The organism is Pseudarthrobacter sp. HLT1-3 (genome assembly GCF_059383535.1).
The window spans coordinates 268,781-292,270 of sequence record NZ_JBWZCJ010000003.1; the positions used below are offsets into that span (position 1 = coordinate 268,781).

20 protein-coding genes and 1 tRNA gene are annotated in these 23,490 nt (G+C 67.7%); 7 read left to right on the forward strand and 14 right to left on the reverse strand.

Annotated features, from left to right (window positions below; genetic code table 11):
• Nucleotides 1-96 precede the first annotated feature (96 nt).
• The gene (greA, locus tag AC50X9_RS04480; protein WP_494890657.1) at nucleotides 97-591 is read left to right on the forward strand and encodes a transcription elongation factor GreA; all 495 of its coding nucleotides are present in this window, start codon (nucleotides 97-99) and stop codon (nucleotides 589-591) included.
• 102 nt (nucleotides 592-693) lie between these two features.
• On the opposite strand, the gene AC50X9_RS04485 is transcribed toward greA, so the two are convergent.
• Genes AC50X9_RS04485 through AC50X9_RS04500 form a run of 4 tightly spaced genes read right to left on the reverse strand, consistent with a single transcriptional unit; the run spans nucleotide 694 to nucleotide 5,111 of the window.
• Nucleotides 694-1,320, reverse strand: coding sequence for a rhomboid family intramembrane serine protease (locus tag AC50X9_RS04485; RefSeq protein WP_494890659.1), 627 nt, complete (start codon nucleotides 1,318-1,320; stop codon nucleotides 694-696).
• A gap of 4 nt (nucleotides 1,321-1,324) precedes the next feature.
• Nucleotides 1,325-2,563 carry a threonine ammonia-lyase gene (ilvA, locus tag AC50X9_RS04490; RefSeq protein ID WP_494890662.1) on the reverse strand — a complete coding sequence of 413 codons (1,239 nt, stop codon included), beginning with the start codon at nucleotides 2,561-2,563 and terminating at the stop codon, nucleotides 1,325-1,327.
• A gap of 44 nt (nucleotides 2,564-2,607) precedes the next feature.
• Nucleotides 2,608-3,969 (reverse strand): AI-2E family transporter, encoded by a 1,362-nt coding sequence (locus AC50X9_RS04495; protein ID WP_494890664.1) that lies wholly within the window; start codon nucleotides 3,967-3,969, stop codon nucleotides 2,608-2,610.
• A gap of 47 nt (nucleotides 3,970-4,016) precedes the next feature.
• On the reverse strand, nucleotides 4,017-5,111 hold the full coding sequence (locus AC50X9_RS04500; protein WP_494890666.1) for an aldose 1-epimerase family protein: 1,095 nt from the start codon (nucleotides 5,109-5,111) through the stop codon (nucleotides 4,017-4,019).
• Nucleotides 5,112-5,199: 88 nt separating this feature from the next.
• Here AC50X9_RS04500 and galK point away from each other — a divergent pair, with 88 nt between their 5' ends.
• Together galK and AC50X9_RS04510 are read left to right on the forward strand one after the other, a co-directional pair.
• Complete coding sequence (galK, locus tag AC50X9_RS04505) at nucleotides 5,200-6,360, forward strand: galactokinase (RefSeq protein WP_494890745.1); 1,161 nt, start codon at nucleotides 5,200-5,202, stop codon at nucleotides 6,358-6,360.
• 20 nt (nucleotides 6,361-6,380) lie between these two features.
• The gene (locus tag AC50X9_RS04510) at nucleotides 6,381-7,619 is read left to right on the forward strand and encodes an acetyl-CoA C-acetyltransferase (RefSeq protein WP_494890668.1); all 1,239 of its coding nucleotides are present in this window, start codon (nucleotides 6,381-6,383) and stop codon (nucleotides 7,617-7,619) included.
• A gap of 107 nt (nucleotides 7,620-7,726) precedes the next feature.
• Here the strand turns inward: AC50X9_RS04510 and AC50X9_RS04515 are convergent, their stop codons facing one another.
• Nucleotides 7,727-8,620: a Bax inhibitor-1/YccA family protein gene (locus tag AC50X9_RS04515; RefSeq protein ID WP_494890670.1), complete on the reverse strand. Its 894-nt coding sequence runs from the start codon at nucleotides 8,618-8,620 to the stop codon at nucleotides 7,727-7,729.
• A 509-nt stretch (nucleotides 8,621-9,129) separates the two neighbouring features.
• Between AC50X9_RS04515 and AC50X9_RS04520 the strand changes: the two genes are divergently transcribed.
• Genes AC50X9_RS04520 through AC50X9_RS04535 form a run of 4 tightly spaced genes read left to right on the forward strand, consistent with a single transcriptional unit; the run spans nucleotide 9,130 to nucleotide 13,252 of the window.
• Entirely contained in the window at nucleotides 9,130-10,413 is a 1,284-nt protein-coding gene (locus tag AC50X9_RS04520; RefSeq protein WP_494890674.1) for a branched-chain amino acid ABC transporter permease, read from the forward strand.
• 9 nt (nucleotides 10,414-10,422) lie between these two features.
• Nucleotides 10,423-11,391: a branched-chain amino acid ABC transporter permease gene (locus AC50X9_RS04525; RefSeq protein WP_494890679.1), complete on the forward strand. Its 969-nt coding sequence runs from the start codon at nucleotides 10,423-10,425 to the stop codon at nucleotides 11,389-11,391.
• On the forward strand, nucleotides 11,388-12,482 hold the full coding sequence (locus AC50X9_RS04530; RefSeq protein WP_494890681.1) for an ABC transporter ATP-binding protein: 1,095 nt from the start codon (nucleotides 11,388-11,390) through the stop codon (nucleotides 12,480-12,482). The genes AC50X9_RS04525 and AC50X9_RS04530 overlap by 4 nt, the downstream gene beginning before the upstream one ends.
• Nucleotides 12,479-13,252, forward strand: a complete 774-nt coding sequence (locus AC50X9_RS04535) for an ABC transporter ATP-binding protein (RefSeq protein ID WP_494890683.1) — start codon at nucleotides 12,479-12,481, stop codon at nucleotides 13,250-13,252. The genes AC50X9_RS04530 and AC50X9_RS04535 overlap by 4 nt, the downstream gene beginning before the upstream one ends.
• Before the next feature lie 395 nt (nucleotides 13,253-13,647).
• On the opposite strand, the gene AC50X9_RS04540 is transcribed toward AC50X9_RS04535, so the two are convergent.
• From AC50X9_RS04540 to eno, 9 genes are all read right to left on the reverse strand, one after another.
• On the reverse strand, nucleotides 13,648-15,003 hold the full coding sequence (locus AC50X9_RS04540; protein WP_494890685.1) for an ABC transporter substrate-binding protein: 1,356 nt from the start codon (nucleotides 15,001-15,003) through the stop codon (nucleotides 13,648-13,650).
• Between the two features lie 178 nt (nucleotides 15,004-15,181).
• Nucleotides 15,182-15,255, reverse strand: a tRNA-Leu gene (locus tag AC50X9_RS04545).
• Nucleotides 15,256-15,287: 32 nt separating this feature from the next.
• Nucleotides 15,288-16,235, reverse strand: a complete 948-nt coding sequence (locus tag AC50X9_RS04550; protein WP_494890687.1) for an N-acetyltransferase — start codon at nucleotides 16,233-16,235, stop codon at nucleotides 15,288-15,290.
• 103 nt (nucleotides 16,236-16,338) lie between these two features.
• Nucleotides 16,339-17,835: an NAD(P)/FAD-dependent oxidoreductase gene (locus AC50X9_RS04555; RefSeq protein ID WP_494890689.1), complete on the reverse strand. Its 1,497-nt coding sequence runs from the start codon at nucleotides 17,833-17,835 to the stop codon at nucleotides 16,339-16,341.
• A 38-nt stretch (nucleotides 17,836-17,873) separates the two neighbouring features.
• A complete protein-coding gene (locus tag AC50X9_RS04560; protein WP_494890691.1) occupies nucleotides 17,874-19,268 on the reverse strand; it encodes a S8 family serine peptidase in 1,395 nt (464 codons plus the stop codon).
• Nucleotides 19,269-19,445: 177 nt separating this feature from the next.
• Complete coding sequence (locus AC50X9_RS04565; protein ID WP_494890693.1) at nucleotides 19,446-20,393, reverse strand: Ppx/GppA phosphatase family protein; 948 nt, start codon at nucleotides 20,391-20,393, stop codon at nucleotides 19,446-19,448.
• Entirely contained in the window at nucleotides 20,390-21,106 is a 717-nt protein-coding gene (locus AC50X9_RS04570; protein WP_494890747.1) for a DUF501 domain-containing protein, read from the reverse strand. Before AC50X9_RS04570 ends, AC50X9_RS04565 begins: the two co-directional genes overlap by 4 nt.
• A gap of 161 nt (nucleotides 21,107-21,267) precedes the next feature.
• Complete coding sequence (locus tag AC50X9_RS04575; RefSeq protein WP_494890695.1) at nucleotides 21,268-22,002, reverse strand: FtsB family cell division protein; 735 nt, start codon at nucleotides 22,000-22,002, stop codon at nucleotides 21,268-21,270.
• 178 nt (nucleotides 22,003-22,180) lie between these two features.
• A complete protein-coding gene (gene eno / locus AC50X9_RS04580) occupies nucleotides 22,181-23,461 on the reverse strand; it encodes a phosphopyruvate hydratase (protein ID WP_494890697.1) in 1,281 nt (426 codons plus the stop codon).
• Nucleotides 23,462-23,490: the final 29 nt, after the last annotated feature.

The window sequence follows — 23,490 nt, forward strand, 5'->3', positions numbered from 1 at the left end:
ATGGATCAATACCTTTCCCCCGCTGAGCTGGTTGCTGAGTCCTATAAGTGGCCACCGTGGCGGGGTCTTTGCTTGTTTGACCATAAGGAGAAGTCCGTGTCTACCACCAACAGCGCAACTGCAGCTTGGCTCACCCAGGAAGCTTTTGACCGCCTGAAGGCAGAGCTGGACCACCTCTCCGGCCCCGGCCGGGCGGAAATCGTCCAGAAGATCGAGGCGGCGCGCCAGGAAGGCGACCTCAAGGAGAACGGCGGCTACCACGCGGCCAAGGAGGAGCAGGGCAAGATCGAAGCCCGTATCCGCCAGCTGACCGCGCTGCTCCGGGACGCCCACGTGGGCGAATCCCCGGCCGACGACGGCATTGTCGAGGCCGGCATGATCGTTGTCGCCCGGATCGCCGGCGACGAGGAAAGCTTCCTGCTCGGCTCCCGGGAAATCGCCGGCGACTCGGACCTGGACGTCTTCAGCGAGAAGTCCCCCCTCGGCGCGGCCATCGTCGGCCACAAGGAGGGCGACAAGCTCAGCTACACCGCCCCGAACGGCAAGGACATCACGGTGGAGATCCTCTCCGCCAAGCCGTACGTCGGCTGATACCGCCAGTACGAGTACTACGGCTAACGACACTGCCGTAGGCCTGCAGCTCAAGCAAACGACGCCGGCCCACCCCGAACGGGGCGGGCCGGCGTCGTTTCGCTAGCGCCGGGCTGGCAGGATTCCGGCCCGTTGCACGCTCAGGAGCAGTGCCGCCAGCACCCCGCCGATCGCTCCGCCCAGGTGTGCCTGCCAGGAAACGAAGCCCGCCACCGTGGGCAGGATTCCGAACAGGATCCCGCCGTAGGTCAGGAACAGCACCACGGAGAGCAGGATCTGCCACCAGTTGCGGTTCACGAAGCCCCGCACCAGCAGGAACGCGAAGAGCCCGAAGACCAGGCCGGACGCCCCAACGGTGATGTTGAAGCCGCCGATCAGCCACACCACCACGCCGGAAGCCAGCCAACTGAGGGCCAGAGTGGTGAAGAAGACCCGCGCTCCGGACAGCAGCACCAGGAAACCGAAGATGATCAGCGGAAGCGTGTTGGAGAACAGATGCGCAAGGTTGGCGTGCAGCAGCGGGAACGTCAGGATGTCCAGGATCCCGTCAAGGCTGCGCGGGCGCAGCCCAAACGTGCCGTTGAGCGAACGGAGCATCAGCGCGTTGATGATCTCGATAACGTAGAGCACCAGAACAAACGACCCCACCACCAGCAGTCCCCTGCGGGCGCGTCCGGCGGTGGTGCTGCCGGAGCGCGGCCGGCCGTTCCAGGTGGAGTCCAGCGTCATGGTCCTAGTGCACCACAATCGGCTGGAAGCCTTCGGCCCGGAGCGCCGCGAGGACCTGCTCGCAGTGTTCGTGGCCCTTCGTCTCCAGGTTCACCGTGATGGACACATCGCCCATGCTGATCGAGCCGCCCACCCGGGTGTGGTCCAGACCGGTTACGTTGGCGTCGTTCTCGGCGATGATCCGGGCGATAGTTGCCAGCGAACCGGGACGGTCGTCCAGCATCATCCGCACGGTCATATACCGGCCGGCGGCGGAGAGGCCGCGCTGGATGACCTTGAGCATCAGCATCGGGTCGATGTTGCCGCCGGAGAGCACCACGGCCACCGTGCCGGGGTTTTCGATCTTGCCTTCCATCAGCGCCGCGACACCCACCGCTCCGGCGGGTTCGACGACCATTTTGGCACGTTCCAGCAGGAAGATCAGTGCCCGGGCCAGGGCGTCCTCGCTGACCGTGACAACGTCGTCGACGAGTTCCCGGATGATGCTGAACGGAAGTTGGCCCGGCCGGCCGACGGCGATGCCGTCGGCCATGGTGGAGACACGTTTGAGCGGCACGAGGGCGTCCGCGGCCAGCGAGGGCGGGTAGGCGGCCGCGTTTTCGGCCTGGACCCCGATGATCCGGATCTCCCGGCCAAGTTCCTTGGCCCTGGCCTTCACGGCCACGGCGACGCCGGCGAGGAGTCCGCCGCCGCCAACGCCCATCAGGATGGTGTCGACGTCGGGAATCTGTTCCAGGATTTCAAGCCCGACGGTCCCCTGGCCGGCAACGATGTCGACGTCGTCGAAGGGGTGGACGAACACGGCGCCGCTCTCATCCGCGTAGCGCTTCGCTTCGGCGAGGGCCTCGTCGACGTTGTGGCCGTGCAATACCACCTCGGCTCCGTGGCTGCGGGTGGCGGCGAGCTTGGGCAGTGCGACACCCAGCGGCATGTAGATCCGGGCCTTGATGCCCAGGCTCTTGGCGGCAACGGCCACTCCCTGGGCGTGGTTGCCGGCCGAGGCCGCCACGACGCCGCGCTTCTTTTCCGCCGGCGAGAGTTTAGCCATCCGCACATAGGCGCCACGGACTTTGAAGGAACCGGCCCGCTGCAGGTTCTCGCACTTGAGGAAGACCTCACCGCCGACCATGGTGCCGAGGGCGCGGGAGGATTCAACCGGGGTCCGCGTAATAATCCCGTCGAGCAGCTTCTGCGCCTCCAGGACATCGTCCAGCGTGACGGGCAGGCTCTCAAGGGTGTTCACGAACTACTCTCCTTCTTCGGATCTTTCTACGGCCAGCCGTCGGCTCAGGGTGTCGATCCGGCGCCGCTGCCCCGCCCGGAGTCACGGCCGGGGGAACCATCGCCGGGTGCGGCTTCATCGCTGCGGCCGGAGGCGACGCCCGGTCGTCGGGCGTCCCGCTCAGTACTGTCGGCGCCGGACGCAGGGGCAGGGATGCCCTGCTGACCCGCGGTGGCCAGCGCACTTTCATGTTCCCACGTTCTGCCGGCAATGTAGCGAATCGACGAGTTTGCTACGGCGAGGATGGGCACGGAGAACAGCGCTCCGGGAATTCCGGCGAGATAGGAGCCGGCGGCCACGGCCAGGATGACGGCGACCGGGTGCAGCGAGACGGCCTTGCCCATCACCAGCGGCTGCAGGATGTGGCTCTCCAGCTGCTGGACCACCAGGACGATCCCCAGCATCACCAGGGCGTTCACCCAGCCGTTGGCGACGAGGGCCAGCAGGACAGCGACGGAGCCGGTCACGAGGGCACCGACGATCGGGATAAAGGAGCCGAGGAACACCAGCACACCCAGCGGCAGCGCCAGGGGCACACCGATAATCGCCGCGCCCACCCCGATCCCGACCGCGTCCACGAAGGCGACGAACATTTGGATGCGGGCATAGCTGACCATCGATTCCCAGCCCTTGCGGCCGGCCCCGTCCGTCGCAGCGCGGGCCCGCCTGGGCAGCAGCCGCACGAGGAAGGACCAGATCCGCCCTCCTTCCAGCAGGAAGAAGATCAGGATGAACAGCGCCAGGACCATTCCGGCGGCGAAATGCCCGGCAGTGCTGCCGAACGAGAGGGCGCCGCTAAGGATGCTGCTGGAGTTGTTCTGCAGCGCTTCGGTGCCGTCCTTGAGGTACTGGTCGATCTGGGCCGCACTCAGGTGCAGCGGTCCGTCCGCGAGCCAGGCCTGGATTTTCTGGATCCCGGCCAGCGCCTCGCTCCACAGCTCGGCGAAACCCGTTGCGAGCTGACGGCCCACGAGGGCCAGTGCCCCGCCAATCAAGCCGATGAAGCCCAGGACGGTGACGGCGACGGCGAGTCCGTGGGGCACCTGGTCCCGCCGGAGCCAGTTCTTGACCGGTGCCAGCAGCCCGGCCAGCAGCGCGGCGACCATCACGGGAATCAGCAGGAAGCTGACCCGGCTGAGCAGCCAAACGATGACGCCTGCCATCAGGATGATCAGTCCCAGGCGCCAGGACCAGGACGCGGCGATCCGCACGCCGTAGGGGATGTCCTGGTCGATTTCGCGGTCCGTGACGACGCGCGGCGGCGGGGCGGCGGGTGCGGAGGCGCTGGCGGAAGCCGTGGCGCGGGCTCCGGCGGGGTGGTCTCCGGCAGAGTGGTCTCGCGGGGCAAAATCGTCAGCTGGCGTCATAGCCCCATAATTCACCAGCGTCGCCCGGAAAGGAAACCGGCCGTCGTTCACCGCTCCAGGGACGCGCTGATCCCCCACGACATGGCAAAGCGCTCCCCCGGCGGCAGCCAGCGGAGGCCGTCGCCGCTGTTGTAGGCGTTGGCCGGGCCGGTCATCGGCTCGATCGCCACGGCCTTGGTCCGGCCCGGGAACTGCGTGGTGACGAAGACGTGGACGTAGCCGCAGTTCCCGTCCTGCCAGAGGCTCACGCTCCGGCCGTCCGGTGCGGTCAGCGTGTGGCGGGCGATGCCGGCGTCGAACTCCAGGTCCGTATAGGCGGAATCGAGGTCGAGTTCGGCCACCAGCCGCCCGGCGCGGAGGTCGAAGTCGCCGTCCACCGGCGCGGTGCTGCGCGGGATCAGCCGCTCGTCGGTCACCAGCCGGGTCCGGGCGCGGACCGTGACCGTCAGGTCCTCGCTGGGGAGGTCCCCCAGCCGCAGGTAGGGGTGGGCGCCGAGGACGAACGGGGCAGGTTCCTGGGAATCGTTGATCAGCAGCTGCCGGACCACCAGGCCCAGGTCCTCGGCCAGTTCGTAGCGGACCTGGTGCCGCAGCAGGAAGGGGTAGCCGTGCTGCGGGAACACGGCTGCTTCCAGGGTGACCGAGAATTCCGATTCGTCGACTAGTTCATAGGAGGCGTTGCGCAGCAGCCCGTGGCTGGCGTTGTTGCGGGACACCTCGGTAACGTCCAGCTGCTGCTTCTTGCCGTTGAGGTACCAGACGCCATCCTCCACCCGGTTTGCCCACGGAGCCAGGGTGATGCCGGCGGCACCGGGCGAAATCTCGCCGTCCCCGTAGCTTTCCGTCAGCTGCGTGCCGCCGCGGCTGTAAAGCCTCAGCCCGGCGGCCAGTTCGGTGACGACGGCGAGCGCGTCGCCGCGCCGCAGCTCGTACTGCCGGCCCGTGGCATAGCGCCGGGCGGAAGCATCCGGCCCGGAAGCATCCGGCCCGGAAGCATCCGGCCCGGAAGCATCCGGCCCGGAAGCATCCGGCCCGGGAGCGCCCAGCCCGGGACCACCGGGGCCACTGCCCAGGCTGTCGAGGCCGCCGCCGGGGCTGTCGCGGTGCAGGGGGTCGGGGGAAACGGGCGGAGGCAGGTTCATGGTCACCACCGTACCCAGCCGCACGCCGCGGCGTATACCGTGGAGCCATGATCCGCATTTCCCGGCCTGCCGGCGCCGGCGGCCCGGCATGAGCCCCGCGCTCGACGCCCGGCAACTGGCCGCCCGGTTCGAGTCCATCTTCGGCTCGGCGCCGGACGGCGTGTGGCAGGCACCCGGCCGCGTCAACCTGATCGGCGAGCACACCGACTACAACGAGGGCTTCGTGCTGCCGTTTGGGATCGACCGGACAGCACGTGTGGCGGTCCGGCTGCGCCCGGACTCCGCCATCCGGCTGCTGTCGACCTTCGGCAACCAGGGACTGACGACGGCGGACGCCGGATCCCTGGCCAGCGGCACGGCGAGGGGCTGGACCAAGTACCCGCTCGGTGTCCTGTGGGCGCTGCAGCAGCGCGGTCTTCCGGTCCGCGGGCTGGACCTGCTGCTGGACTCGGACGTGCCCCGCGGCGCCGGGCTGGCCTCCTCCCACGCGATCGAATGCGCGGTCATTTCAGCAGTCAACGAACTCACCGGGGCAGGCCTGGAAACGCAGGACATGGTGCTGGCCACCCAGCGCGCGGAAAATGACTTCGTCGGGGCACCCACCGGCATCATGGACCAGTCCGCGTCGCTGCGTGGCGCGGCCGGACACGCCCTCTTCCTGGACTGCCGCGACCAGAGCGTCCGGCTGGTGCCGTTCGACGCCGAAAGCGCCGGATTGGTGATGCTGGTGATTGACACCAGGGTGTCGCATTCCCACGCCGCAGGCGGCTACGCCTCACGGCGCGCCTCCTGCGAACTGGGCGCCCGTCTCCTGGGCGTGACCGCCCTGCGGGACGTTGGGCCCGGCGACCTGGACGCGGCCGGCAGCCGGCTGGACCCGGTGACCTTCCGCCGCGTGCGGCACGTCGTGACGGAAAACGAGCGGGTCCGCCAGACGGTCGGGCTGCTTGAGCGCACCGGCCCGGCGGCGATTGGTCCGCTCCTGGACGCCTCACACGCCTCGATGCGGGACGACTTCGAGATCTCCTGCGTCGAACTGGACCTCGCCGTGGAAACCGCCCGCGCTGCCGGGGCCACCGGGGCCCGGATGACCGGGGGCGGCTTCGGCGGCTCTGCCATCGCACTCGTCCCGGCCGCGGCGGAGCAGTGGGTGCGTGCCGCCGTCGAACGTGCCTTTGCGGAAGCCGGGTACACGGTGCCGGACATCTTCCGCGTCCGGCCCGCGGCGGGTGCGATGCGCCTGTCATAGCCGGAGCGTAGGCTGGCCCCATGTCAGAAGCCGTCATCGTTTCCACTGCCAGAAGCCCGATCGGCCGCGCCTTCAAGGGCTCGCTGAAGGACGAACGGCCCGACGATCTCGCGGCGGCCATGGTGGCTGCGGCGCTGGCCCGGATCCCGTCCTTCGACGCGGCGGACACGGCCGGTCGCGGTCTGGACGACCTTTACCTGGGCTGCGCCGAGCCCAGCGGCGAAGCCGGCTCCAATATGGCCCGGGTGGTCACCGTCCTCGCCGGGCTGGACAACGTCCCGGCCGCCACCATCAACCGGTTCTGCGCGTCCAGCCTGCAGACGCTCCGGATGGCCTTCCACGCCATCAAGGCCGGCGAGGGGCATGCGTTTGTCTCGGCGGGAGTGGAGGCCGTGTCCCGTTACCGCGACTGGGCCGGCGCCGGCGAGACGGACGCGAGCACCCACAATCCCCTTTTCGACGCCGCGCGGCAGCGCACCGCCGCCCGGGCGGCGTCCAATACCCCGTGGACTGACCCTCGGCTGGGCGGCCGGATGCCGGATATCTACATCGCCATGGGCCAGACAGCGGAAAACGTCGCGACCAGTCTCGGGATCAGCCGGGCAGACCAGGACGCCTGGGCGGTGCTGAGCCAAAACCGCAGCGAAGCAGCCATCGCCTCCGGCTTCTATGACCGCGAGATCACCCCCTACACGCGCAGGGACGGGACCGTGGTCGACCGGGACGATTCCCCGCGCGCCGGCGTCACATTCGAGTCGGTGAGCAGCCTGCAGCCGGTGTTCCGGACCGGCGGCACCGTCACGGCCGGCAACGCCTGCCCGCTGAACGACGGGGCGGCCGCCGTCGTCGTGATGAGCGACGCACGGGCCCGCGAACTCGGTCTGGAGCCGCTGGCGCGGATCGTCTCCACCGGCGTCAGCGCCCTCTCCCCCGAACTCATGGGCATGGGTCCGGTCGAAGCGAGCCGCCGGGCCCTGGAGCTGGCCGGGCTGGAGATCGGGGACATCGACCTCGTGGAACTCAACGAAGCCTTCGCGGTCCAGGTCGTCGCCAGCGCCAGGGAACTCGGGATCGACCCGGACAGGCTCAACGTACATGGCGGCGCCATCGCGCTGGGACATCCCTTCGGCATGACCGGAGCCCGGATGACCACGACACTGCTCAACGGCCTTCGGGAACGCGATGCCACCCTGGGCCTGGCGACGCTCTGCGTCGGCGGCGGCCAGGGCATGGCGGTGGTGCTCGAGCGGCTCAGCTGAGCCGCTCCGCCGGGCAGACAAAAGCTGTGGGCCACACAAGAGGAGCCCCGCCTTGCGGCGGGGCTCCTCTTGTTTTTGTTCCTGGCTACCGGCGGTTAGCCGCGGTGTCAGTCGTTGCCGCGGAGGATGGACAGCAGCCGGATGATCTCGACGTAGAGCCACACCAGCGTCACGGTGAGGCCGAACGCCGCGGTCCAGGAGAAGCGCTGCGGGGCGCCCGCTCGGACGCCGGCTTCGATGCTGGTGAAGTCCATGATCAGGGAGAAGGCTGCGAGGCCGATCGCGAGCAGGCCGATGAAGACGCCCAGCGGGATGCCGAAGATCTCCACGCTGGTGCGCAGGCCGAACGGGGAATCAACAGCGCCGGTCCACATCATGACCATGTTGATCAGCGCGAACACGGCGTAGCCGATGATCGCGATCATAAAGAAGCGCATGGCCTTGGGCGTTGCCCGGACCTTGCCGCTCTTGAAGAGCACAAGGGTCACGGCGAAGACGGAGAGCGTGCCGATCACGGCCTGCAGGCCAACGCCCGGGTACATGCCGTCAAGGATCCGCGTCAGTCCGCCGAGGAAAAGACCCTCAAGGGCCGCGTAGGCCAGGATCAGCGCCGGAGAGGGCTGCTTTTTGAACGTGTTGACCAGGGCGAGGACAAATCCGCCCAGGGCGCCGACGATCATCAGCAGATTCGACAGGCCGGGTGCCACCAGGAGGGTGACGGCGGCACCGGCGACGACGGCGGCCAGGCAGGCCGCGGTCTTCATGATGACATCGTCAAAGGTCATGCGTCCCGTGTCGGAGGGTCCGGCGGCCGGCCGGTTGTACATGTCCTGCAGCTGGTCCTGGGTCATTCCCTGCTGGGCAGGGTTCCAGCCGGTCTGCGTCTGACCGAACTGGGGCTGGCCGTAGGTGTTCTGGCCGTACGCCTGCGGGGCAGGCGGTGCCTTGGTTGCTCCACGGAAGTTCTTTCCGTTGAAGACGGGGTTTCCGCCAAGTGCCATAGCTGGTGTCCTCCAAAATAAAGGGCGTGTGTAATGAACTGTTCGTGTCTGTGACAACACGCTACCAATTTCAACACCGGACGGGCAGGGTTAGTTCCCGGAGGGAGCCCGCCGCAACCCAACCGTGACCTCCCGAGGGCGGTCCCGCGGCCCGCACGGTGCGGCCCGGACCGACTGTTTAGGCATACTCCGAAACAACAAAAGTTTTCTTTAGCTCAGGTAAAGCACCGGGCCATCCGGGCTTCACGGTCGTTATCCGATCGCGACGTTCTCCCTGCTCGCGACGGCATTCATTGCCCCCGGCGGCCTGTAACATGGGCCAAACAGGGTGACGGATATCACAAGCACTTCAGCTCCACCGCATCGCACGAGGCACAAAGTCTCGTCACCCTGACCGTTCGCAGTGGTTGCAAGGGCGCAACCCACACCACCCCCATGTGGAGGTTTTCATTTTGAGAAGCACACCGAGAGGCCTGTCGCAGAGACGGCGCGGCAGACTGCTGAAAGCTGTGGGGGCCGTTTTCGCCGCCGTGGCCGCGCTACTGCTGATTGTCGCGCCGGCATCACAGGCCACGAGCCCCTCGCCGACACCATCCCCGTCGGCAACCACGTTCCAGAACAGCATCAGCGGCTTCCTGCGCGGCGACGACCGCGCGCCGATCGCTGACGTCACCATCACGGCCAAGGGCGGCGACTTCACCGGAACCGCCAAGTCCGGCGCCAACGGGTCCTGGACCATCGGGGTTCCCACCCAGGGGACCTACGAGGTCGAGCTGGATGAATCCACGCTTCCGGAGGGCATCAAACTCGCCGACGGCCAGGAAAACCCCCGCCAGGTCACGTTCAGCCAGACCTCCAACCTCTCGGTGATCTTCGCCTTCGGTAAAGGCATCGTCGTCCAGCAACAGGACTTCGGCCAGAACCTGATCAACCGGCTCGTCGCCGGCCTGAGCTTCGGCCTGCTGCTGGCCCTCGCCTCCGTCGGCCTGTCGCTGATCTTCGGAACCACCGGCCTGACGAACTTCGCCCACGGCGAGATGGTGACCCTCGGCGCCGTCCTGGTCTTTGCCTTCAACGCGATGAACCTTCCGTTCTGGCTGGCCATCCTGCTCGCCCTGCTCGGCGGAGGATTATTCGGCTACGTCCAGGACGCCGGGCTGTGGAAGCCGTTGCGGCGCCGCGGAACCGGCCTGGTGCCAATGATGATCGTCAGCATCGGCCTGGCACTGGCCGTCCGCTACGTCATCCAGTTCTTCTTCGGCGGGGCCACCCAGCAGCTGCCCTTCGCTCAAAGCGCGGAGATCCAGCTCGGCCCGATTTCGATCTCCCCCAACAACCTGTGGTCCCTGGTGATCAGTGCGGTGGTTATCGCCGTCCTCGGTGTGGTCCTGCTCAAGACCCGGCTTGGAAAAGCCACCCGCGCGGTGGCCGACAACCCGGCCCTGGCCGCAGCCTCCGGCATCGACGTCGACGGCGTCATCCGGATTGTCTGGGTGACCGGCGGCATGCTCGCCTCCCTCGGCGGCATCCTCTGGGCGTACTACCGGCCCGGCGTCACGTTCGACATGGGTTCGCAGATCCTGCTGCTCATCTTCGCGGGCGTCACCCTGGGTGGCCTCGGCACGGTCTGGGGTGCCTTGATCGGATCCATCATCGTCGGCATCTTCGTGGAGCTGACCACCGTGTTCGGCCTCGCCGCCGACCTTAAGTACGTGGGAGCACTGTTCATCATGATTATTGTCCTTCTGATCCGGCCCCAGGGAATCCTGGGCCGTCGCGAGCGCGTGGGTTAGGAGACAGCCATGGACTTCGGATTCATATTTTCCAGCGCTGCCGGCGAACTGTTCAGCCCGACGACGGCGGCCTACGCCCTCGCCGCGCTCGGCCTGGCGGTTCACTTCGGCTACTCGGGCCTGCTCAACTTCGGCCAGGCCGGCTTCATGGCGGTGGGAGCCTACGGCTTCGCCATCTCCACCCTTACGTTCGGCGTGCCGTTCTTTGTCGGCCTGCTGATCGCTGTGGTCGCCTCGGCCATCTTCGCCCTGCTGCTCGGTATCCCCACCCTCCGGCTGCGGGCCGACTACCTGGCCATCGTGACCATCGCGGCGGCCGAAATCGTCCGCTATGTCGTCACCACGAACCAGCTCACCGCGGTCACCGGCTCCGCCAACGGCCTGGCCGCCTTCGAAGGCGGGTTCTATGCGATGAACCCGTTCCCCGAGGGCTCCTACCTGGGCATGAACAACCGCGACTTCTTCATCCGAGTGGTCGGCTGGAGCCTGGTCGCCGTCTGCTGCCTGCTGGTGTGGCTGCTGATGCGGAGCCCGTGGGGCCGCGTGCTGAAGGGCATCCGCGAGGACGAAAACGCCGTCCGCTCACTGGGCAAGAACGTGTACGCCTACAAGATGCAGGCGCTCATTATCGGCGGTGTGCTCGGCGCCCTCGCGGGCATGATCTTCACCCTCCCGCGCGGCGCGGTACAGCCGGCCAACTACGGCACGGAACTGACGTTCTTCCTCTACACCTGCCTGCTGCTCGGCGGCCTGGGCACGGTGCTCGGACCCGTCATCGGCGCCATGATCTTCTGGGTCGTACTGTCCCTCACGCAGGGAATCCTTTACGGACTCATTGAATCCGGCACCATCACCTGGCTGAACACGGTCCAGGCCGGTCAGCTGCGTTACATCCTGGTGGGCGTCGCACTGATGCTGCTGATGATCTTCAGGCCCCAGGGCGTCTTCGGAAACAAGAAGGAGTTGGCGTTCGCATGAGCACGCAGAGCGAAGAACCCCGCGCATCGGAAGAAATTAACTTCATGACGGACACGCGTCCGATCGCCGTCGGCGATGCCGTTCCCGGCTGCAAGAAGCGCGATCCGATCGTGGTGGCGGAGAACGTCACCCGCAGCTTCGGCGGCATCAACGCCGTCGACGTCGAGTACCTCGAAATCCCGCGGCACAAGATCACCGCGCTGATCGGTCCCAACGGCGCCGGCAAGACGACCCTGTTCAATCTGCTCACCGGTTTCGATACTCCGAACTCGGGCAAATGGCAGTTTGAAGGCAACTCCCTGGCCGGGGTCTCCTCGTACAAGGTCGCCCGGATGGGCATGGTCCGCACCTTCCAGCTGACCAAGGTCATGGGCAAGCTCACTGTGATGGAGAACATGCGCCTCGGCGCCTCCCAGCAGTCCGGCGAGCGGTTGTCCAAGGCCCTGTTCAAGGGAATCTGGGGCGGCCAGGAAAAGAAAATCACAGCGGAAGCGGACGTGCTGCTCGAGAAGTTCAAGCTGGACGCCAAAAAGGACGATTATGCGGCGTCCCTGTCCGGCGGCCAGCGCAAGCTGCTGGAGATGGCACGCTCCCTGATGGTCCGGCCCAAGCTGGTCATGCTCGACGAGCCGATGGCAGGGGTGAACCCGGCACTGACGCAGTCACTGCTGGACCACATCAAGAACCTCAAGGCGGAGGGCATGACCGTGCTGTTCGTTGAACACGACATGCACATGGTCCGGCATATCGCCGACTGGGTAGTGGTTATGGCCGAGGGCAAGATCGTGGCCGAAGGCCCGCCCGCCGACGTCATGAAGAACCCGGCCGTGATCGATGCCTACCTCGGCGCCCACCACGACGTGGATCTCGGCGACTCGGAAGGCATCAAGGAGCTCGCCGCCGAACTGGTCGCCGACGAGGAATCGATTGTCGGCACCGATAACGCCGGCATCATCTCACTCGACGTCGTCGCGGCGGAAGCGCAGGAGCCTACGGGCCCGGACAGCACCGGTCCGGCGCGCGGCCGGCGCAGCGCCGAGGAGCCGACCCGCGGCGAGCAGCCGCCCACCACTGCGAAGGACACAGAATGAGCGCCCCCAGCGCGGCAGCAGCCGCAAAGCCCGTCCACGACGAGGATTCGGTCGTCAAGGTCACCGACCTGGTGGCCGGCTACATCCCGGGCGTCAACATCCTTAACGGCTGTAGCATCGAGGCCCGCAAGGGTGAGCTCATTGGCATCATCGGCCCCAACGGCGCCGGCAAATCCACGCTGCTGAAGGCCATGTTCGGGCTGGTCAAGGTCCACTCCGGCTCCGTCGTGGTCCGCGGCCAGGACATCACCGGGCTCAAGGCCAACAAGCTGGTCAGCAAGGGTGTGGGCTTCGTCCCGCAGAACAACAATGTGTTCGCGGCGCTGACCATCGAGGAGAACCTCCAGATGGGCATGTTCCAGCGGCCGAAGGACTTCGCCGAGCGCTTCGACTTCGTGACGGGCCTGTTCCCCGAGCTCGGCAAGCGGCGCGCCCAGCGGGCGGGGTCGCTCTCCGGCGGCGAACGCCAGATGGTCGCGATGGGGCGGGCCCTGATGATGGATCCGGCCGTGCTGCTGCTCGACGAGCCCTCCGCAGGCCTCTCCCCTGTCAAGCAGGATGAGACCTTCCTCCGGGTCCACGAGATCAACCGCGCCGGCGTTTCGGTCATCATGGTGGAGCAGAACGCCCGCCGCTGCCTGCAGATCTGTGACCGCGGCTATGTCCTGGACCAGGGCAAGGACGCGTACACCGGCACGGGCCGGGAGCTTATGAAGGACCCCAAGGTCATCCAGCTCTACCTGGGCACCCTCGCCGACACCGTCGAATAGGTCGCCGGCAGCCCGGCTGCAGCAGAAGGGCCGCCACCAGCCGGTGGCGGCCCTTCTGCGTGCCCGGCGTGTACCGCAGGGGTTCGCGGCTCCTCCCCGGCTCCCCCAGCCCCTCCCTGACCCCAGACTCGCGGGCTCCAGGGTTTCCCGGGTTCCTCATCCCGATGCGACGTCCCGGCGTCACGCGGTGCAGACTTTTGGCCGGGCTGCCTGGATGCAGCGCCGGGTTCCCGGCGGTCGGACGCCCCTCCGAGGACCGAAAGCCTGCCGTGCGTGACGCCTGCGTCCCGCCGGACTTCATTCAACCGCACACAGAGGACCCCGGCAGAGGCCCCGCACGCAGAAGGCCCCCGTCCGGTGCGGACGGGGGCCTCTGTGGCTAGGGAAGGGCGAGCTTAGAGCTTGCCGAACTCTTCCTTGGATGCCTTGTAGGTGTTGTCATCCTGGAACTCGTAGATGCCGACGTAGGCCTCGGTCGGATCACCGGCGTCGGAGAACGTTACGGGACCGGACTGGCCGTCGTAGTCGATGTCCTTGCCGTTGCGGAGCAGGGTGACGCAGGACGGGAAGTCGCTGCACTTTTCGCCGACCTCGGAGACTGCCTTCAGCTGCGCTGCGATGTCGGTGCCCTTGGTGCTCTTGGCGGCCTCGGCGGCCAGGGCGATCAGGTTCGCGGCGTCGTAGGACTCGCCGGAGTAGCTGTAGTCCTTCAGGGCGGGGTCGATGGCCAGCAGCTTCTTCTTGAAGTCATCCTTGGCGAAGGTGCCCGGGATGGTGCCCTGGGCGCCCTTCAGGGTGCCTGCTTGGAAGTCCTTGCTGTAGTCGGCCATGTTGCCGTCCACGAGGAACATCTGGGTGGGCTTGACGCCCTTGCCCGTCATCAGCGGAACGATGCTCTTGGCCTCGTCGAAGGTGATCAGCGCGATGGCATCCGGCTTCGCGGCGATGACCTTGTCAACCTGGCTGCTGAACTGGGAATCGCCGGTGTTGAAGAGCTCCTCCGCCACGACCTTTCCGCCTGCAGCCTCAAACGCAGCCTTCACGTTCTTCGCAAGGCCGATACCGTAGGCGTCGTTCAGTACGATCATGCCCACGGTCTGGGCACCACAGGTGGCCATGTAGTTGCCGAGGACCTTGCCCTGGAGCACGTCCGAGGGGGCGGTGCGCCAGTAGAGGCCCTTGTCATCCCAGTCGGTGAAGTCCGGCGAGGTGTTGGCCGGGGAGAACTGGATAACGCCCGCACCGGTGATCTGGTTGATCACGGTCTTGGAGACGCCCGAGGAGGCGGCGCCAATGACGGCGCTGACGCCTGAGCCAAGCAGAGCGGTGGTGGACTGCGTGGCAATGTCGGTCTTGGTGTCGCCGGAGTCACGGTGGATAACCTCTACCGGCTTGCCGAGCACACCGCCGGCGTCGTTGATTTCCTTGAGACCAAGGTTGACACCGGCGATTTCGGGCGGGCCGAGGAAGGCCAGCGACCCGGTGGTCGGCAGCAGCGAGCCGATCTTCAGCGGGGTGTCAGTGGTTGTGGTGGACGCCGGAATCGGACCGGTGTTGGTCGCGGCCGAGGTGCCAGCGCCAGCTCCGGCGCTCGGTGCCGGGCAGGCGATGCCTGCGGCGTTGGCCGTGGCGGACCCGGATGTCGCCGTCGGGGTGGACGAGCCACCACAAGCCGTAGCCAGAAGGGCGACGCCGATGCTAAGCGCGGTTAGCTTAGCGATGCGGGGTGCCACCTGGGGGAGTGAAGTCATTTACAATCTCCTCGATCTAAAGGTGCGAACGGCCTTTGATGCGAAAGATCAGGTGTTCCTGATTTACCCTTCAAGCTAGTGCACATCCGGCCCGATCCAAAGTGACTACGGTCACATCCTTATAACACTCGTTGCATAGAGGAAATCTGCCCGTCTGACCGGCGGTCGCCAAAAAGTGTGCCCCAGGTGGGACTCGAACCCACAACACGCGGATTTTAAGTCCGCTGCCTCTGCCAATTGGGCTACTGGGGCGCCCGGTCCATGGTATCCCGTCGGGACCCGGGCTATGCGCCGCCGAAGGGCCCGGCGTAGCGGAAGGTTCCGCTCACGCCACCGGGCCAGACGGCCAGCGGAAGCAGCTGGAAGTGTGCGCCCCAGGCCGGGTCGGGGGCGTCCACGCCGAGGGACGTCGACGTCACGAAGCCGAAGCGTGAGTAGTACTCCGGGTCGCCCAGCAGCGCGATGCCGCGCTCCCCCTCGGTGTTGGCCCGGGCGATCGTTTCCTTCATCAGCGCGCTACCGATGCCGTGGCGCTGCAGGCGCGGCATCACGCCGATCGGTCCGAGGCCCAGGAGCTCCAGCTCCCCCACCCGCCCGCGGGTGCTTATCACGTGCCCGACGATTTCCCCGTCGAGTTCCGCGACGATGCTGAACTCCGGCAGGTATTCCTCACAGTCGAAGAGCGCAGCCAGGAGCGGCACCTCTTCGGGTTCGCCGTCGACGGGGTGGCCGGTGACCGGGGAGACGGCGAAGGCCGCGGCGGTGAGGGACAGAATGGCGGGCCGGTCCGCGGGCTGTTCACTGCGCAGCACCAGCTCCGGGGCGGGCTTGTGCTCCCCGTGCGCCGCGACGAGTTCGTGCAGAACCTCGAGGGCCCGGTCAGCGTCCGCGACCGGGACCACCAGGTGATCATGATGGAAGCCGGCGAGGACGTTGCAGCTGATCTTGGCTTCGGCGAGGGCGGCGCTGACGGCCGCGGTCAGGCCGACGGCCTCAAGCGGGGAGTGCACCTGGAGGGTGATCCAGGCGCCGACGAAGTCGTAGCCCAGTCCGAGGGTGTCGGCTTCGGCCCGCGGCAGCACGACCGTCAGCCCCTCGGCTTCGCGGACGGCAGCGGCGATGGCACCGGTCAATGGCCGGCCGTCCGGCCAGGGCACGTAGACGAACTCGCCAGCGCGGATTTCCGGGTGCATCGTGGCCAGCAGGGTGTGGAGGTCCTTTTCAGCGGTCATCCTGCCAGTCTAGGTCCGGACCCTCGCCGGGCCCGGGAAGCCGGATTAACGCAGACGGCGGCCGCTCCCCCGCAGGGGAACGGCCGCCGTCGACTGCTGCAGGCTACTTGGCGTCAGCCGGCACGGCCTGCTTGCCTGCCGCCGGGCTGGGCTCCCCTGCGAGCTTCCCGGCCTCGGCAGCCGCGGGTGCCGCGGGTGCCGCGGGGGCCACCGGCGCCACGGCCGGCTTCGGCGCCGGCGTGGCGGCGGCCACGAAGGCACCGCGGGGGTCATCCAGATCGATCAGCTGCGTGGTGTCGCGGCCCATAAAGAAGGACAGGATCCAGCCGAAGATGACCCGGATCTTGCGCTCCACGGTCGGCATGGCCAGGCCGTGGTAGCCACGGTGTGCCAGCCAGGCCAGCGGGCCCTTGAGGCCGATGCGGCCCACCAGGCTGATGTTGGCCACACCCTTCCACTCGCCGAAACCGGCGACGGCACCCAGGTTCTTGTGCTTGTAGTCCTTCAGCGGCTTCTCCCAGCGGGAGGCCCAGAGGTTCTTGGCGAGCCGCTTGGCCTGGCGCAGCGCGTGCTGGGCGTTCGGGACGCAGGTGCCGTCCGGCAGTCCGCTGCCCGTGAGGTCAGGAACGGCCGCAACGTCGCCGGCAGCCCAGGCGTTCTCGATGATGCCTTCGTCGCCGGCGATGCGCAGGTCGGCGAGGACCCGGACACGACCGCGCGGTTCGATCGGGAAATCGGTGGAACGGACCATCGGGTTGGCCTGCACACCGGCAGTCCAGACCAGGGTGTCGGCCTCAAATTCCTGGGCCGGGGTCTTGTCCGGAAGGTTGATGAGCTTCAGGGAGCCCTCGGCGCTGTCCAGCGAGGTGTTGAGCAGGACCTCGATGCCGCGGCTGCGCAGGTGCTCGACGACCCACTCGGCCTGGCTGGCGGTGACCTCGGGCATGATGCGGCCCATGGCCTCAACCAGGACGAAGCGCACTTCCTCCTGCTGGACGCGGGGGTTGTTCCTGACCGCGGCGCGGGCGAGGTCTTCCATTTCGGTGATGCACTCGATGCCGGCGAAGCCGCCGCCGACGACCACGAAGGTCAGGGCGCGGGCGCGTTCGGCCGGATCCGTCATAAGCGAGCCGAGTTCGATCCGGTCGAGGACCTTATTGCGCAGGGCTACGGCTTCCTCGATGGTCTTGAGTCCGATGCCCTTGTCCGCGAGTCCCTTGATCGGGAAGGTCCGGGTGATCGCGCCGGCGGCCACCACGACGTCGAAATAGGGAACCTCGAAGTTGGCTCCGCCGTCGGCGGGGGCAACCACGGCGGTGCGGTTTTCGTGGTCGATCGAGGTAACGCGCCCCTGGATCAGTTCGGTCTGCTTGAGGTGCTGGCGGTGCGAGACGACGGCGTGGCGTGCCTCGATGTTGCCGCCGGCAACTTCGGGAAGGAAGGGCTGGTAAGTCATGTAGGGCAGGGGATCAACGACCGTGACGATGCCGCCGGCCTTCGCGATCTTCTTCTGCAGTTTGAGGGCTACGTACAGGCCGACGTAGCCGCCGCCGACGACGAGTACCCTGGGACGGTCCTGGAGCTGAGGGGAGGATGCCATTCCCCAAGAATACCGTAGTTTGTGAAAAACTTCACTAACTATGGTTTCCCGGTGGAAGCCACCGAATCCAGCGCTCCGGAGTCCGGGTTTGCGGGTCCGTAGGGGCCGTCCGGGGAGGGCGTCCGCGCGGCGCGGCGGAGCTGGAAGATCGCGGCGCCGAGGATGCAGAGGAACAGGCCGCCGAAGCCCAGCACCACCAGGGCCGGAACGGCGCCGTCGAGCTCGGACGGCGGCACCGCGACCGGGACGGTGGCTTCCGGAAGGGTCGGCACGGCGCTGGAGGGGGTCGCTGCGACGGCGGCGGGAGACGTGGCCAGGCTGCCCCGCCGGTGGACCCTGATCCAGTCGGAAATGGAACCCAGCGGGTTGGTCCGGGTTTCGGCCACGTCAGCCTTGAGCGCGGCTTCGGCGTCGAGCATCCCGAAGCCGTAGAGCGGGTCCTTCCCCGGAGCGCCGGCGTCCTTCGCGGTACTGACGATTCTGTTGATGACCTGGCTCGCCGTCATCTCCGGCCATTTGGAGCGGATCAGCGCCGCCACGCCGGCCACGATCGGCGTGGCGCCCGACGTGCCGGCCCAGTCCGCGTAGCCGCCGCCGGGCAACCCGCCGATCAGGTTCTCCGCCGGGGCCGCGACGCCGATGCTGATGCCCTGGGAGGAGGAATCGATGCTGGCGGTTCCCTTGCGGTCCAGCCCGGCGACTGTCAGCACTCCGGGGATGGTGGCCGGGGCCCCGACCTGGACGTTGCCTCCCCCGCGGTTGCCTGCGGCGGCGACGATCACGACGTCCTTCTGTTCGGCGTAGAGGAAGGCAGCGTCCCAGCTCTGCGGCCATTCCGGCGAGGTGCTGCCCAGCGAGATGTTGATGACGCTGGCTCCGTTGTCGACGGCCCAGCGGACGGCCTGCGGTATCTGGTCCTGGTCGGTCTTGCCACCGGGGTTAGCCGATCCAAGCCAGGTGGAGACGGACAGCAGTTGCGCTTCGGGTGCCACCCCGATGATCCCGTCCGGCGCAACGGACGGCCCGGCGCCTGGCGTGGGCGTGGGCGAGGCCGTCGCATCGGCGGGCTGGTGGCCGCGGCCTGCCAGTATGGTGGCGACGAGGGTTCCGTGCTCGGGCTTCGCCCCGATGCTCTTCTGGCCGTCCGGGGTGCCGGCGCCGGAGACGTCGACTCCGCCGGTCAGCACTCCGGCCAGGTCGGGGTGTTTGCCGTCCACGCCGCTGTCGATGACGGCGACCTTGACATTGGCGCCCTTCGACACTTCCCAGGCCTTGGTGATGCCGGATTCGGCAAGCCAGTATTGCTTGTCCCGCCATTCGTCGGCGTGCGCTGCCGGGGCGGCGGTCAGGCCGGCCGCCAGGGTGCTGCCCGCTAGGGCCAAGGCCATCAACGCCGAGGCGGTCCGGCGGCGCCGGGCTGTTGCTCTGGTCATTCGGGTCCTATCGGCGGGGCACCAAGGGTGCTGCGGAAACGGGGCGTGCTGCGGATACGGGGCGTGCTGCGGATTCGGTGGCGCTGCGGAACGCCGGGAGGGATCCGGGCAGGGATTTCCCGCAACGGGAGCCGTCCGGCGGGGTCCGGCGGACACCCGGTCCAGGCGGCCTGCGGCCTAGCTGATACTCAGGGCAATTCCGTCAAGAATATCGTGTTCGCTGGTCACTGCCGTCGTGATCCTGCCGCCGGTGGCCGCGGCGAGCCGTTCCAGGACCCGGCGCCAGACGAGGGCGCCGGCCCCGATCACGTCCACCCGGCCCGGGTGCATGTACGGCAGGGCGGCGCGTTCCGCATGGGACATCGCCAGCAGCTCGGAGCAGGCACGGCGCACGGCCTCCAGCGACAGTTCGGTGCCGTGGATTGCTGCGGCGGAGTACCCGGGCAAGCGCAGGGCGTGGGCTGTGATGGTGGTGATGGAACCGGCCACCCCGACGACGGCGGCGCTGCGGTCCAGCGGGACGGTCAGTGCCGCCGTGTCGATGGCCGCGTCGACGTCGGCCTCCGCGGCGGCGATCTGTTCGGCTGTCGGCGGGTCGCTGACGAGGTGGCGTTCGGTCATCCGGACGCAGCCGACGTCGACGGACCTGGCGGCGATGACGCCGTCGGCGTTGCCCAGGACAAACTCGGTGCTGCCGCCGCCGAGGTCGACCACGAGGACCGGGTCCTCGCCGCGGGAGGGCAGCACGCTGCTGGCGCCGGCGAAGGACAGTGCGGCTTCCTCGTCCCCGGTGATGACTTCGGGTTCGACGCCGAGGAGCTCGCGGATGCCGTCGACGAAGACCTGCCGGTTGCGGGCGTCGCGGGTGGCTGAGGTCGCGACGAAGCGCACCTTGGTGGCGCCGTGCTGGCGGATCTGGCCGGCGTAGTCAGCGGCGGCTGCGAAGGTCCGGTCCAGCGCCTCCCGGGCGAGTTCGCCGGTGGCGTCCACGCCCTGGCCAAGCCGGACCACCCGCATTTCGCGCACGACGTCGCTCAGCCGGGGGGCTGCGCCGTCCACGTCCACATCGGCGATCAGCAGGCGGATCGAGTTGGTGCCGCAGTCGACGGCGGCCACGCGGGTCACTGGCTGGCCCCGCTGGAGTGGCCGGGTTCAACGGTGCCGCCGGGTGCAACCGTGCCGCCGGGGCCATCGGTGCGTGTCTTCCGGACCGGGGCGGGCCGGCCCACGATCTCGGGTAGTCCCTGCGGGCCGTGCCGGCTGAGGTCCTGTGACGGGGTCTCCCCGCCGGTATCCCACGCGCCGTCGCAGTAGCAACGGTCGGTGGTCCACCATTCGCCGATGGCCGTGATGGCCTCGTCGCCGAGCGGGTTCACGCCGGGGCCGGCGGCGAGCGAATGGCCCACCAGGACGTGCAGGCATTTGACGCGGGTGGGCATGCCGCCGGCGGAGATACCGTCGATTTCGGGCACCGCTCCGATCCCGGACCGGGCTCCAATTTCCGCACGGGAGGCCAGGTACGCCTCGTGGGCGCCGCGGTAGGCCGCCGCCAGCGCCGGGTCTGCTCCGAGCCGCTCGTTCATCTCGTTCATCAGGCCCGCGGCTTCAAGCCGCGACACGGCCGAGGTGATGACCGGGTGCGTCAGGTAATAGGTCGTGGGGAAGGGTGTGCCGTTGCTCAGTCGCGGAGAGGTGGCCGCCACCAGCGGGTTTCCGCAGACGCAGCGGGCAGGGATTTCGACGACGTCGCGCACCGGACGTCCCAGTTGCCGGCTCAGGACATCGAGGTCGCGGGGCGAGGGCCGGCGGGATTCCTCGGCGGCGCCGGCCGTCTCCAGTGCTCCCGGATTCAGTGCGTTGGCGTTCACTGCTGCGGGATTCACTGCGGTCGCATCCACTGCCGTGGGCGTCTTGTCCACTCGGTTCTCGTCCACCGGGGCGGCACCTTCCTGCCCTGTCTGGCTTGTCCAACGGACAATCCTGCGGCGGGCGCCGCGTCTTAGTCTGTTGCCGAGCGCCGGATGGAGTCCCAGAGGGAGTCCACCCAGGGCAGGTCGGCGGGGTCTTGTTGTGATCCTGCACCGGCCGCGCCACTGGACGTTCCGGCCGGCAGATCGCTGCCGAAGACCCAGTAGCCCGTTTCTCCGGGCATAACCATGTTAATGCGGTCGCGGGCCTGCTGCTTCACGTAGTTGGGATCCTGCCAGCGGGAGACCTGGCGCCTCAGGTCGCCTTGCTGGTCCTGTTTGGCCGAGATGTCCGCCTCAAGCGCGGCAATCTCGGCGTTCTTTTCGAAGAAAATCTTGACCGTGGGCGCCAGCATGATGGTGATGGCAATCATGACGACGAATAGCGCCAGCGTGCGGCCGGAAAACGCCTTGGCGGGAACCGGGTCGAGGTTTTCGTCCCCCGCAGCGGTGCTGGTGCCGCCCGGTGTGGCGGTGCCTGACTTCGCGGTGCCCGACGGGGCGGTACCCGACTTGGCTGTGCCTGGCTTCAACAAACCCGACTTGGCCGTGCCGGGCTTCGACGTGCCTGAATTCGCTGACGCGGGTTTCGCAGCGCCCGGGCGGGACGCAACAGTGTGGGGCTGGGCGGCGTGGGGCATGGCCGGCGAAGGGGCATGGCGGGAACCGCCGAAATCAGCCTGGATGACATCGCCGCCGTCGCCGGTTTCCGGAAACTTCGAGGCCGCAGGCGTGGCCCGGGGAACCTTGGGTCGGCGGGTGGCCATCTCACTCCTGTAATGCCAGGTCCGCACCCGGCTGGCTTGCTGCGATCAGTGCTGATTCCCGTGGCCTGGGCCGGGCACCGGCACGGAGCCGGCTGTGCGGCGCCGCACGGGCGCCAAAAAAGGAACCGGCGGCCATGGTCTTTCAACCATAGCCACCGGTTTCGGGTTCCTGCGGTTACTAGCCCTTGAAACGCGGGAAAGCGCTCCGGCCGGCGTAGCGTGCGGCGTCGTCGAGTTCCTCTTCGATGCGCAGCAGCTGGTTGTACTTGGCAACGCGTTCGGAGCGGGCCGGGGCGCCGGTCTTGATCTGGCCGGCGTTGGTGGCCACGGCGATGTCAGCGATCGTGGTGTCCTCGGTCTCGCCGGAGCGGTGCGAGGTAATGGTGGTGTAACCCGCGCGCTGGGCGAGGGAGACGGCATCCAGGGTTTCGGTCAGCGAACCGATCTGGTTGACCTTCACGAGCAGCGAGTTGGCGGTCTTCGAATCGATGCCGGTCTGCAGGCGCTCCGGGTTGGTGACGAAGAGATCGTCACCGACAATCTGGACCTTGTCGCCGATGGCGTCGGTGAGGGTCTTCCAGCCCTCCCAGTCGTTTTCGTCCAGCGGGTCCTCGATGGACACCAGCGGGTAGTCGGCGACGAGCTCGGCGTAGTACGCACTCATCTCGGCGGAGCTGAGCGACTTGCCTTCGAACTGGTAGCCGCCGTCCTTGAAGAACTCGGAGGAGGCGACGTCCAGGGCGAGGGCGATGTCCTTGCCCGGGGTGTAGCCGGCGTTCCGGATGGCTTCCTGGATGAGGTCCAGGGCTGCGCGGTTGGACGGCAGGTTCGGCGCGAAGCCGCCTTCGTCGCCGAGGCCGGTGGAGAGGCCCTTGGCCTGCAGCACTGCCTTGAGCGCGTGGTAGACCTCGACGCCCCAGCGCAGGCCTTCGGAGAAGGTCTCTGCTCCCAGCGGGACAACCATGAATTCCTGGATGTCGACGTCGGAGTCGGCGTGCGAGCCGCCGTTGAGGATGTTCATCAGCGGCACGGGCAGGACGTGGGCGTTCGGTCCGCCCAGGTACTTGTACAGCGGCAGGTCCGCGGAGGCAGCGGCTGCGTTGGCGACGGCCAGGGACACGCCCAGGATCGCGTTGGCGCCGAGCTTGCTCTTGTTGGCGGTGCCGTCCAGGTCGATCATCGCCTGGTCGATGCTGCGCTGGTCCGTCGCGTCGAAACCGATCAGGGCCGGGGCGATCTGGTCGATGACCGCGTCGACGGCCTTCTGGACGCCTTTGCCCAGGTAGCGGCCCTTGTCGCCGTCGCGGAGTTCGACGGCTTCGTGCTCGCCGGTGGAGGCGCCGGACGGAACTGCTGCGCGGCCGATCTGGCCGTCCGAGAGCAGGACTTCAACTTCTACGGTGGGGTTGCCACGGGAATCGAGGATCTCGCGGGCGTGGATGGCATCGATGAGCGCCATGGGTAGGCTCCTTTGGGTGAAGCGATTTG

What these genes read in the sequence shown, in the direction of transcription:
- eno (WP_494890697.1), bottom strand. Translation starts at nt 23,461, where the DNA reads ATGGCGCTCATCGATGCCATCCACGCCCGCGAGATCCTCGATTCCCGT.
- AC50X9_RS04550 (WP_494890687.1), bottom strand. Translation starts at nt 16,235, where the DNA reads ATGACCGCTGAAAAGGACCTCCACACCCTGCTGGCCACGATGCACCCG.
- AC50X9_RS04555 (WP_494890689.1), bottom strand. Translation starts at nt 17,835, where the DNA reads ATGGCATCCTCCCCTCAGCTCCAGGACCGTCCCAGGGTACTCGTCGTC.
- galK (WP_494890745.1), top strand. Translation starts at nt 5,200, where the DNA reads ATGAGCCCCGCGCTCGACGCCCGGCAACTGGCCGCCCGGTTCGAGTCC.
- AC50X9_RS04485 (WP_494890659.1), bottom strand. Translation starts at nt 1,320, where the DNA reads ATGACGCTGGACTCCACCTGGAACGGCCGGCCGCGCTCCGGCAGCACC.
- AC50X9_RS04560 (WP_494890691.1), bottom strand. Translation starts at nt 19,268, where the DNA reads ATGACCAGAGCAACAGCCCGGCGCCGCCGGACCGCCTCGGCGTTGATG.
- AC50X9_RS04535 (WP_494890683.1), top strand. Translation starts at nt 12,479, where the DNA reads ATGAGCGCCCCCAGCGCGGCAGCAGCCGCAAAGCCCGTCCACGACGAG.
- AC50X9_RS04525 (WP_494890679.1), top strand. Translation starts at nt 10,423, where the DNA reads ATGGACTTCGGATTCATATTTTCCAGCGCTGCCGGCGAACTGTTCAGC.
- AC50X9_RS04540 (WP_494890685.1), bottom strand. Translation starts at nt 15,003, where the DNA reads ATGACTTCACTCCCCCAGGTGGCACCCCGCATCGCTAAGCTAACCGCG.
- AC50X9_RS04575 (WP_494890695.1), bottom strand. Translation starts at nt 22,002, where the DNA reads ATGGCCACCCGCCGACCCAAGGTTCCCCGGGCCACGCCTGCGGCCTCG.
- AC50X9_RS04500 (WP_494890666.1), bottom strand. Translation starts at nt 5,111, where the DNA reads ATGAACCTGCCTCCGCCCGTTTCCCCCGACCCCCTGCACCGCGACAGC.
- AC50X9_RS04515 (WP_494890670.1), bottom strand. Translation starts at nt 8,620, where the DNA reads ATGGCACTTGGCGGAAACCCCGTCTTCAACGGAAAGAACTTCCGTGGA.
- AC50X9_RS04495 (WP_494890664.1), bottom strand. Translation starts at nt 3,969, where the DNA reads ATGACGCCAGCTGACGATTTTGCCCCGCGAGACCACTCTGCCGGAGAC.
- AC50X9_RS04510 (WP_494890668.1), top strand. Translation starts at nt 6,381, where the DNA reads ATGTCAGAAGCCGTCATCGTTTCCACTGCCAGAAGCCCGATCGGCCGC.
- AC50X9_RS04530 (WP_494890681.1), top strand. Translation starts at nt 11,388, where the DNA reads ATGAGCACGCAGAGCGAAGAACCCCGCGCATCGGAAGAAATTAACTTC.